The organism is Ensifer sp., from assembly GCF_035999135.1.
Taxonomy (GTDB): Bacteria; Pseudomonadota; Alphaproteobacteria; order Rhizobiales; family Rhizobiaceae; genus Ensifer.
Window position 1 is genome coordinate 1 of record NZ_DASYGZ010000086.1, and the last position, 9,580, is coordinate 9,580.

At 62.2% G+C, this 9,580-nt stretch carries 10 protein-coding genes and 1 pseudogene; all 11 read right to left on the reverse strand.

Annotation, left to right across the window (positions count from 1 at the left end):
- Positions 1–74, reverse strand: a pseudogene (locus VGO12_RS10485) (NADH-quinone oxidoreductase subunit I); the annotation flags it as partial.
- A 64-nt stretch (positions 75–138) separates the two neighbouring features.
- Positions 139–1,182, reverse strand: a complete 1,044-nt coding sequence (gene nuoH / locus VGO12_RS10490) for an NADH-quinone oxidoreductase subunit NuoH (RefSeq protein WP_327512691.1) — start codon at positions 1,180–1,182, stop codon at positions 139–141.
- Positions 1,183–1,202: 20 nt separating this feature from the next.
- Positions 1,203–3,284: an NADH-quinone oxidoreductase subunit NuoG gene (nuoG, locus tag VGO12_RS10495; RefSeq protein WP_327512692.1), complete on the reverse strand. Its 2,082-nt coding sequence runs from the start codon at positions 3,282–3,284 to the stop codon at positions 1,203–1,205.
- 109 nt (positions 3,285–3,393) lie between these two features.
- Complete coding sequence (locus tag VGO12_RS10500) at positions 3,394–4,041, reverse strand: helix-hairpin-helix domain-containing protein (RefSeq protein ID WP_327512693.1); 648 nt, start codon at positions 4,039–4,041, stop codon at positions 3,394–3,396.
- A gap of 5 nt (positions 4,042–4,046) precedes the next feature.
- Positions 4,047–5,351 (reverse strand): NADH-quinone oxidoreductase subunit NuoF, encoded by a 1,305-nt coding sequence (nuoF, locus tag VGO12_RS10505; RefSeq protein WP_192447274.1) that lies wholly within the window; start codon positions 5,349–5,351, stop codon positions 4,047–4,049.
- 11 nt (positions 5,352–5,362) lie between these two features.
- Positions 5,363–6,490, reverse strand: a complete 1,128-nt coding sequence (locus VGO12_RS10510) for an NADH-quinone oxidoreductase subunit E (protein ID WP_327512694.1) — start codon at positions 6,488–6,490, stop codon at positions 5,363–5,365.
- A 16-nt stretch (positions 6,491–6,506) separates the two neighbouring features.
- Positions 6,507–6,761 (reverse strand): hypothetical protein, encoded by a 255-nt coding sequence (locus VGO12_RS10515; protein ID WP_327512695.1) that lies wholly within the window; start codon positions 6,759–6,761, stop codon positions 6,507–6,509.
- On the reverse strand, positions 6,761–7,951 hold the full coding sequence (locus VGO12_RS10520) for an NADH-quinone oxidoreductase subunit D (RefSeq protein ID WP_043626155.1): 1,191 nt from the start codon (positions 7,949–7,951) through the stop codon (positions 6,761–6,763). Before VGO12_RS10520 ends, VGO12_RS10515 begins: the two co-directional genes overlap by 1 nt.
- A gap of 60 nt (positions 7,952–8,011) precedes the next feature.
- The gene (locus VGO12_RS10525; protein WP_327512696.1) at positions 8,012–8,617 is read right to left on the reverse strand and encodes an NADH-quinone oxidoreductase subunit C; all 606 of its coding nucleotides are present in this window, start codon (positions 8,615–8,617) and stop codon (positions 8,012–8,014) included.
- An 18-nt stretch (positions 8,618–8,635) separates the two neighbouring features.
- On the reverse strand, positions 8,636–9,214 hold the full coding sequence (locus VGO12_RS10530; RefSeq protein WP_104665718.1) for a NuoB/complex I 20 kDa subunit family protein: 579 nt from the start codon (positions 9,212–9,214) through the stop codon (positions 8,636–8,638).
- Positions 9,205–9,570, reverse strand: a complete 366-nt coding sequence (locus VGO12_RS10535) for an NADH-quinone oxidoreductase subunit A (protein ID WP_034803593.1) — start codon at positions 9,568–9,570, stop codon at positions 9,205–9,207. Before VGO12_RS10535 ends, VGO12_RS10530 begins: the two co-directional genes overlap by 10 nt.
- Positions 9,571–9,580 lie beyond the last annotated feature (10 nt).

Sequence of the window (9,580 nt, forward strand, 5' to 3'; positions counted from 1 at the left end):
CGCATCGACAGAAAGAACGCGCCGACGAATTCCTTGAGGAACAGCGAGCTGACGGCTTGCGAAAGACCGGCCATCATTTACCTCCAGAGTTGCCGGCCTGGGAGCGGCCGGCGGTATGCTGCCAAGCGTGAGCCATCATCATGCGGCTCCCGTCAGCTTGAGAACGAATGCAGTGATCACGACCATTGCGAGAGAGATCGGCAGGAAGACCTTCCAGCCGAGGCGCATCAGCTGGTCGTAGCGATAGCGCGGCACGAAAGCCTTCACCATCGCGAACATGAAGAACACGAACGATGCCTTCAGCATGAACCAGATGATGCCCGGTACCCAGTTCAGGAACCACACGTCGACCGGAGGCAGCCAGCCACCGAGGAACAGGATCGTCGTCAGCGCGCACATCAGGCAGATGGCGGCGTATTCGCCGAGCATGAACATCATGTAGGGCGTCGAGCCGTACTCGACCATGAAGCCGGCGACGAGTTCGGATTCCGCTTCCGGAAGATCGAAGGGCGGGCGGTTCGTTTCGGCAAGCGCCGAAATGAAGAACACGATGAACATCGGGAACAGCGCGAGCCAATGCCAGTCGAGGAAGGATGCCGGCAGGCCGAGGTTGGTGCCGATGCCGGTCGACTGCGCGTTGACGATGTCCGTCAGGTTCAGCGAGCCGACACACAGAAGAACGGTGACGATGACGAAGCCGATCGAGACTTCGTAGGAAACCATCTGTGCCGCCGAGCGAAGTGCGCCGAGGAACGGATATTTCGAGTTCGACGCCCAGCCGCCCATGATGATGCCATAAACTTCAAGAGAAGATATGGCGAAGACGAAGAGGATGCCGACGTTGATGTTGGCGATCACCCATCCGGCGTTGAGCGGGATCACCGCCCAGGCGGCGAGCGCCAGCGTAACGGAAACGAGCGGGGCGAGCAGGAAGATCGCCTTGTTGGCGCCGGCCGGAATGACCGGCTCCTTGAAGACGAACTTCAAAAGGTCGGCGAAGGACTGGAAAAGACCCCAGGGGCCAACCACATTCGGACCACGGCGCAGCTGGACGGCAGCCCAGATCTTGCGGTCGGCGAGCAGAATGTAGGCGATGAAAAGCAGCAGCGCGACCAGGAGCAGCAGCGACTGGGCGACCATGATGATCGCGGGCCAGACATAGGTCGAAACGAAAGCGTCCATGATACTCTATTCCCTCGCGCTCATTCCGCCGCAGCTTTGAAATTGTTGCGTGCCAATGCCGAGCATTCGGCCATGACGGCGGATGCGCGCGCTATCGGGTTCGTCAAATAGAAGTCTTTGACCGGAGACGCAAACACGGATTTGACCATCTCACCGGCTTTTTGACCAAGTGCGGCAATTTCGTCGCCGTTGCCGACTGCGATCGCGTCGACGTCGGCGAAATGCGGGTGGGCTGCATAGAGCTTGGCACGCAATTCGCCAAGCGAATCAAAGGGCAGCTTCTTGCCGAGAACATCGGAAAGCGCGCGGATGATCGCCCAGTCCTCGCGGGCGTCGCCCGGTGCGAAGCCGGCGCGATTGCCGATCTGGACACGGCCTTCGGTGTTGACCCAGGTGCCGGACTTTTCGGTGTAGGTCGCACCCGGCAGGATGACGTCGGCGGCATGCGCGCCGTTGTCGCCGTGCGAGCCGATATAGACGGTGAAACCCGACTTGCGCGCCGAAAAATCGATCTCGTCAGCGCCAAGCAGGACGAGAACGTCAGAGCCGGAAACCATGTCGGCTGCCGTCTTGCCATTCGCACCCGGGACGAAGCCGATGTCGAGACCACCGACGCGGGACGCTGCCGTGTGCAGGACGGCAAAGCCGTTCCACTCGGCGGTGACAGCACCAACGGCGCCTGCGAGCTTGGCGGCAGCGGCGAGAACGGCCTGACCGCCCTCCCCTGCAACGGCGCCCTGGCCGATGATGATCATCGGGCGCTGCGCCTTCTTCAAGGTTGCTGCGAACTTGCCCTTGCCGGACACGAGTTCAGCAAGCGTTTCGGTGCCAGCGCCGAGATATTCATATTCGTAACGCAGTTCGCCCGGCTCGCCGATCACGGCGATCGGGAAGTTGCCCATCCGGTAGCGCTTGCGGATGCGGGCGTTGAGAACGGACGCCTCGAAGCGCGGGTTGGAGCCGATGATCAGCAGCGCGTCGGCGCTTTCAATGCCCGAAATCGTCGGGTTGAAGATATAGCTGGCGCGGCCGAGCGACGGATCGAGCGCTGCACCGTCCTGGCGGCAGTCGATGTTTTCCGAGCCGAGCGCTGCCATCAGCTGCTTCAGCGCGTACATTTCCTCGACCGAAGAGAGATCGCCAGCAATCGCGCCGACCTTATCGCCGGAGGTGTTGGCAACGGCAGCCTTGACCGCCTGGAAAGCTTCGCCCCAGGTTGCCGGCTGCAGGCGGCCGTCCTTCTTGACGTAAGGACGATCGAGGCGCTGCGTCTTCAAGCCGTCCCAGATGAAGCGGCTCTTGTCGGATATCCACTCTTCGTTGATCTCCTCGTTGACGCGCGGCATGATGCGCATGACTTCGCGACCGCGGGTATCGACGCGGATCGCCGAACCGACGGCATCCATCACATCGATGGATTCGGTCTTGTTCAGTTCCCACGGACGGGCGGTGAAGGCAAACGGCTTGGAGGTCAGCGCGCCGACCGGGCAGAGGTCAACGACGTTGCCCTGCAGTTCGGACGTCATTGCCTGCTCGAGATAGGTGGTGATTTCGGCGTCTTCGCCGCGGCCGATCAGGCCGAGTTCGGCAATGCCGGCGACTTCCGTGGTGAAGCGGACGCAACGCGTGCAGTGAATGCAGCGGTTCATCACGGTGCTGACCAGCGGGCCGATATACTTGTCTTCGACGGCGCGCTTGTTTTCCTGGTAGCGCGAACTGTCGATACCGAAGGCCATCGCCTGGTCCTGCAGGTCGCATTCGCCGCCCTGGTCACAGATCGGGCAGTCGAGCGGATGGTTGATCAGCAGGAATTCCATCACGCCTTCGCGGGCCTTCTTGACCATCGGCGTGGTCGTGAAGACTTCCGGCGCTTCGCCGTTCGGGCCCGGACGAAGGTCGCGCACGCCCATGGCGCAGGACGCGGCGGGCTTGGGAGGCCCTCCCTTCACTTCGACCAGACACATGCGGCAGTTGCCGGCGACCGAAAGCCGCTCATGGAAACAGAAGCGCGGAACTTCGGCTCCGGCCTCTTCGCACGCCTGAAGCAGCGTGAAATGATCCGGTACCTCGATCTCTTTTCCGTCGACTTTCAGCTTTGCCATATTCGTACTCAATCCTGTCTTCCGTCCGTCGACCGATCGGTGACGAACAATTCCAACACAGCCTTGCTGCTTGCGGGTGACGACCGATCAGATCTCCACCCCTATTGTCTCACGCGCTTTTCAGCGCCCTGGCCTGTCCAACCCAATCGTCCCGCTTGATCCGGCCACCGAAGCCGAGCTCATCGTCGAAGCGCGCGACGTCCGCCTCGCTCCAGCCGGCGATATCGGCATAGGCGCTGATGCCCTTCGCGTTCAGCACCTGCTCGAGTTTCGGGCCGATACCGGAAATCCGCTTAAGGTCGTCGGCGGCCTTCGCCTTGGCGCGCAGCGTGCGGGCCTTGACCACCTTTTCAGCAGTAACCTTTTCAACCACCGGCTTGGCGGCTGCTCGCTTGGCAGGCGCAGACGGCTTGGCGACCGGCTTCAACTCTGCTTCGGCCTGCGTCGTCGTTGCGACGGTGGCGTCCGAAGCAGAAGCATCAGGCTGCGCCCGCTTCTGGGCAGCCTCGACCGCACCCTGCATTGCGCCGAGCATGGCGCCGGCGAAATGGCTGGTAAGACCGAAGCCGATTGCAGTTGCGGCAGCAACGGCAGCGGCCGGATGAACCATCAGCGGGTGCAGCGACACCTGCGGCAGAGCCTTCATCCATTCGCCCATGCCGAACGGGTCAGCCGGATCGCCGCCGAGCGGACGTGCGAATGGAATGCCTGCCTCGGCCTGTCCCTTCATCTGTCCCTCCCCGCGTGCGCCGGCCATGTCCGTTACTCCGCCGCTTCCAGCACCGCGCCATGCGACGAGGCATTGCGGGTGTATTCGTCGATGCGCGCTTCCATCTCCGGACGGAAATGCTTGATCAGGCCCTGGATCGGCCAGGCGGCTGCGTCGCCGAGCGCGCAGATCGTGTGGCCTTCCACCTGCTTGGTGACATCGAACAGCATGTCGATTTCGCGTTTCTGGGCGCGACCCTGAACCATGCGCTCCATCACGCGCATCATCCAGCCGGTGCCTTCTCGGCACGGCGTGCACTGACCGCAGCTTTCGTGCTTGTAGAAGGCCGAAAGACGCCAGATCGCCTTGATGATGTCGGTCGACCGGTCCATGACGATGACGGCGGCGGTTCCAAGGCTGGAGCCGACCTCGCGCAGGCCGTCGAAATCCATGATCGCGTCCTTCATCTGCGCGCCGGGCACGCAGGGAACGGACGAACCGCCGGGGATGACGGCGAGCAGGTTGTCCCAGCCGCCGCGAATGCCGCCACAGTGCTTCTCGATCAGTTCATGGAACGGGATCGACATCGCGTCTTCGACCGTGCACGGGCGATTGACGTGGCCGGACACCGAATAGAGCTTGGTGCCGTGGTTGTTCGGACGGCCAAAGCTCGTGTACCAGCCGGCGCCGCGGCGCAGGATGGTCGGCGTAACCGCGATCGACTCGACGTTGTTGACCGTCGTCGGGCAGCCGTAGAGACCCATATTGGCCGGGAACGGCGGCTTCAGGCGCGGCTGGCCCTTCTTGCCTTCGAGGCTTTCGAGCAGCGCGGTTTCTTCGCCACAGATATAGGCGCCGGCGCCGTGGTGCACGTAGATGTCGATGTCGTAGCCGAGCTTGTTGTTCTTGCCGAGCAGGCCGTAAGCGTAGCATTCGTCGATTGCCGCCTGCAGCGCCTCGCGCTCGCGCACGAACTCGCCGCGCACGTAGATGTAGGCGACATGTGCGCCCATGGCGAAGCTGGCGACGACGCAGCCTTCGATCAGCGTGTGCGGATCGTGACGCATGATGTCACGGTCCTTGCAGGTGCCGGGCTCTGACTCGTCGGCGTTGACAACGAGGTAGTGCGGACGGCCGTCGCTTTCCTTCGGCATGAAGGACCACTTGAGGCCCGTCGGGAAGCCGGCGCCACCACGGCCGCGAAGACCGGAGGCCTTCACTTCGTTGACGATCCAGTCGCGGCCCTTTTCGAGCAGCTGCTTGGTGCCGTCCCAGTGGCCGCGCGCCATGGCGCCCTTCAGGGACTTGTCCTTGAGGCCGTAGATGTTGGTAAAGATGCGATCTTCATCTCTGAGCATAATTCACCTCTTTACCGCGGCTTCTTGCCGAAGACGTTGATGTATTCGGCTTCGCCGCCCTTGGCGAGCGCCTTGGCCTGCTTGACCCAGTCGTCGCGCTCGATGCGGCCTTTGAAATTCAGGTATCCGTCGACCCATTCGCGCTCCGCCTTCTTCCACGAAGCAACTTGCGCGTAGGTGTAGATGCCCAGTTCGTTGAGCGTAACCTCGATCTTCGGACCGACGCCCGAGATCAGCTTGAGGTCATCGGCTGCTGCCGGCTTTTCGATGCCTGCCGGACGGTTCTTGTCCTCGAGCGACGGCTTGCCGGAGACGGCGGCCGCCTTCGCAGGCTTCGACTTGTCGGCTGTTTCGCCTTCGACCTTGGCATTGGCGGCAGCTTCGGCCTTCGCCGTCACCGGCGTCTTCAGAGACGCATTGGTCTCGGTCGCAGCGGTCTTCGGACGGGCGGCATTCGACGGCGGAACGGATACGGCCGGCTCCGCGCTCGCCTTCTTTGCGGCGGTCGTGGACTTGACCGGAGCCACATCGGCGAGCGCCAGGGTTGTCGGACCGCCTTCCGGCGCCGAGTAAATGCGGTCGATCTGCGGACCCGGTGTGACTTCGGCGCCCTTGCCTGCTTCGAAACGGTCGATGATCTGCTCGAGCTGCTCGGGCGTCAGGTCTTCAAACGTGTCCTTGAAGATCATGACCATCGGCGCGTTGACGCAGGCGCCCTGACATTCGACTTCTTCCCACGAGAGCGTGCCGCCCTCGTTGAGCGTGAAGGGATCGTGGGCGATCTTCTTCTTGCAGACCTTGATCAGGTCCTCCGCGCCGCGCAGCATGCAGGGCGTCGTGCCGCACACCTGAATGTGCGCGCGCGTACCGACGGGCTTCAGCTGGAACTGGGTGTAGAAGGTCGCGACTTCGAGCGCACGGATATAGGGCATGCCAAGCATGTCGGCGATCGACTCGATGGCGGCTTTCGTAACCCAGCCGTCCTGGTCCTGAGCGCGCATCAACAACGGGATGACGGCGGACTGCTCGCGGCCCTTGGGGTATTTCTTGATCGTTTCCTTCGCCCAGGCGGCGTTGTCCTTGCTGAAGGCAAAGCTTGGCGGCTGGACGGTGTCTTCGGCTAGTCGACGAACGGACATTCTAGTGGACACCTTATCAGTTAATCGAACCGCACCGCGATTTCGTCACGGAGACAAATTCGCAGGCATAGGCTGACTGGTCTTTCTGCAAAAATACGATGTAGCGCGTGCCATTGGCGACCGCGGCCTTGATCTCGTAGCCCTTGGCAACGAGATCGGCCATCGAGCCCCCGCGCATGCCCGCCGATGCGCCACTGTCGACCCCTTCCTGTGCGGAAGCGGTCGACGCGAGCGCCAGAACGGCGAGCGTGGCCAGGGGCGCGAGACGCATCAGCGATCCACCTCACCGAACACGATATCGAGGGAGCCCAGCACGGCCGAAACGTCGGCAAGCTGGTGTCCCCGACAGAGGAAATCCATCGCCTGGAGGTGCGCGTAACCCGGCGCACGGATCTTGCAGCGATAGGGCTTGTTGGTGCCGTCGGAGACGAGATAGACGCCGAACTCGCCCTTCGGCGCTTCGACGGCGGCGTAAACATCGCCGGCCGGCACGTGGTAGCCTTCGGTGTAGAGCTTGAAGTGGTGGATGAGCGCTTCCATCGAACGCTTCATCTCGCCGCGCTTCGGCGGAACGATCTTGCCGTCGAGCGACGAAACAGGACCGACCTTGGCGTCGCCGAGCAGGCGATCAACGCACTGGCGCATGATGCGCGCCGACTGGCGCATCTCGATCATGCGGATCAGGTAGCGGTCGAAGCAGTCGCCGTTCTTGCCGATCGGGATATCGAACTCCATATCCGAGTAGCACTCGTAGGGCTGTGAACGACGCAGGTCCCAGGCAGCACCCGAACCACGCACCATCACGCCCGAGAAGCCCCAGGCCCAGGCGTCATCGAGCTTCACGACGCCGATATCGACGTTGCGCTGCTTGAAGATGCGGTTGCCCGTCAGAAGCTCGTCGATGTCGTCGACGGTCTTCAGGAACGGATCGATCCACTTGCCGATATCTTCGACGAGTTCGTGCGGCAGGTCCTGGTGGACGCCGCCCGGACGGAAATAGGCCGAGTGCATGCGCGCGCCGCAGGCACGCTCATAGAACACCATCAGCTTTTCGCGCTCTTCGAAGCCCCAGAGCGGCGGCGTCAGCGCGCCGACGTCCATGGCCTGCGTGGTCACGTTCAGGAGGTGCGACAGGATGCGGCCGATTTCGGAGTAGAGAACACGGATGAGCTGGCCGCGGATCGGCACCTCGGTGCCCGTCAGCTTTTCGACGGCAAGCGCGAAGGCATGCTCCTGGTTCATCGGCGCCACGTAGTCGAGGCGGTCGAAATAGGGCACGGCCTGCAGGTAGGTCTTGGTCTCGATCAGCTTCTCGGTGCCGCGATGCAGCAGGCCGATATGCGGGTCGACGCGCTCGACGATTTCGCCATCAAGCTCGAGCACCAGGCGAAGAACGCCGTGCGCCGCCGGATGCTGCGGGCCGAAGTTGATGTTGAAGTTGCGGACGTTATGTTCGGTCATACCGATTGCTCCAGGCCGGACAGCAGCCACTCGGGGCGGCGGCTGCGGGCCACTAAAGTCTTACCGTGCTTTCGCCTTCTCGTCGCCGGGCAGCACGTAATCGGTGCCTTCCCAGGGAGAGAGGAAGTCGAAGTTGCGGAATTCCTGCTTCAGTTCGACGGGTTCGTAAACGACACGCTTTGCCTGGTCGTCATAACGCACTTCGACGAAACCGGTGACCGGAAAGTCCTTGCGCAACGGATATCCTTCGAAACCGTAGTCCGTCAGAATGCGGCGCAGGTCCGGGTGACCGGTGAACAGGATGCCGTACATGTCGTAGGCTTCGCGCTCGAACCAGTCGGCGCCCGGGTAGACCGGGGTTGCCGACGGTACCGGCTCGTTCTCGCCGGTTGCGACCTTGACGCGCACGCGCAGGTTCTGGCGCGGCGACAGAAGGTGATAGACGACATCGAAACGGTCCGGACGCTGCGGCCAGTCGACGCCGCAGACGTCAACGAAGTTGACGAAGGCGCATTGCACGTCGTCGCGTAGGAACGTCAGCAGCGCGATGAGGTTGGCTGACGTCGTCGTCAACGTCAGCTCGCCGAAATTCAGCGACGCATCGGAAATCAGCGCACCGCGCGTTTCGCGCAGGTAGGACGCAAGCTCGTTCAGGGCTTCACTCATATCAAAGACCCCCTGCCCTTAGCGTTCAATCGTGCCGGTCCGGCGGATCTTCTTCTGCAGCAGAAGCACGCCGTAAAGCAGCGCTTCTGCCGTGGGAGGACAGCCTGGCACATAGATGTCGACGGGAACGACGCGGTCACAGCCGCGAACAACCGAATAGGAATAATGGTAGTAACCACCGCCGTTGGCGCAGGAGCCCATCGAGATGACGTAACGCGGCTCCGGCATCTGGTCATAGACCTTGCGGAGCGCGGGCGCCATCTTGTTGGTCAGCGTGCCGGCGACGATCATGACGTCGGACTGGCGCGGTGAGGCGCGCGGCGCAAAACCGAAGCGCTCGGCGTCGTAACGTGGCATCGACATCTGCATCATCTCGACCGCGCAGCAGGCGAGACCGAACGTCATCCACATCAGCGAGCCGGTGCGAGCCCAGTTGATCAGTTCGTCGGTCGAGGTGACCAGAAAACCCTTGTCGGCGAGCTCGTTGTTGATCTCGCCGAAGAATGCGTCATTGCTGCCAATCGGCTTGCCGGTCGAGGGATCAATGATCCCCTTGGCCTTCGGCGCAACGAGCGTGGTGCCGGATGCTAGTTCCATTCCAGCGCTCCCTTCTTCCATTCATAGATAAAGCCGATCGTCAGCACGCCGAGGAAGACCATCATCGACCAGAAACCGAACCAGCCCAGTTCATGGAACGAGACCGCCCAGGGGAAGAGGAAGGCAACTTCGAGGTCGAAGATGATGAAGAGGATCGACACGAGATAGAAGCGGATGTCGAACTTCATGCGGGCGTCGTCGAACGCATTGAAGCCGCACTCGTAGGCCGACAGCTTTTCCGAATCAGGAGCCTTGAAGGCGACGGCGAAGGGAGCAATCAGAAGCGCCACACCGATCACCAGTGCGATTCCAATGAAAATCGCGATCGGAACGTAGGAACCGAGAAGTTCAGTCATTGTTATCCGT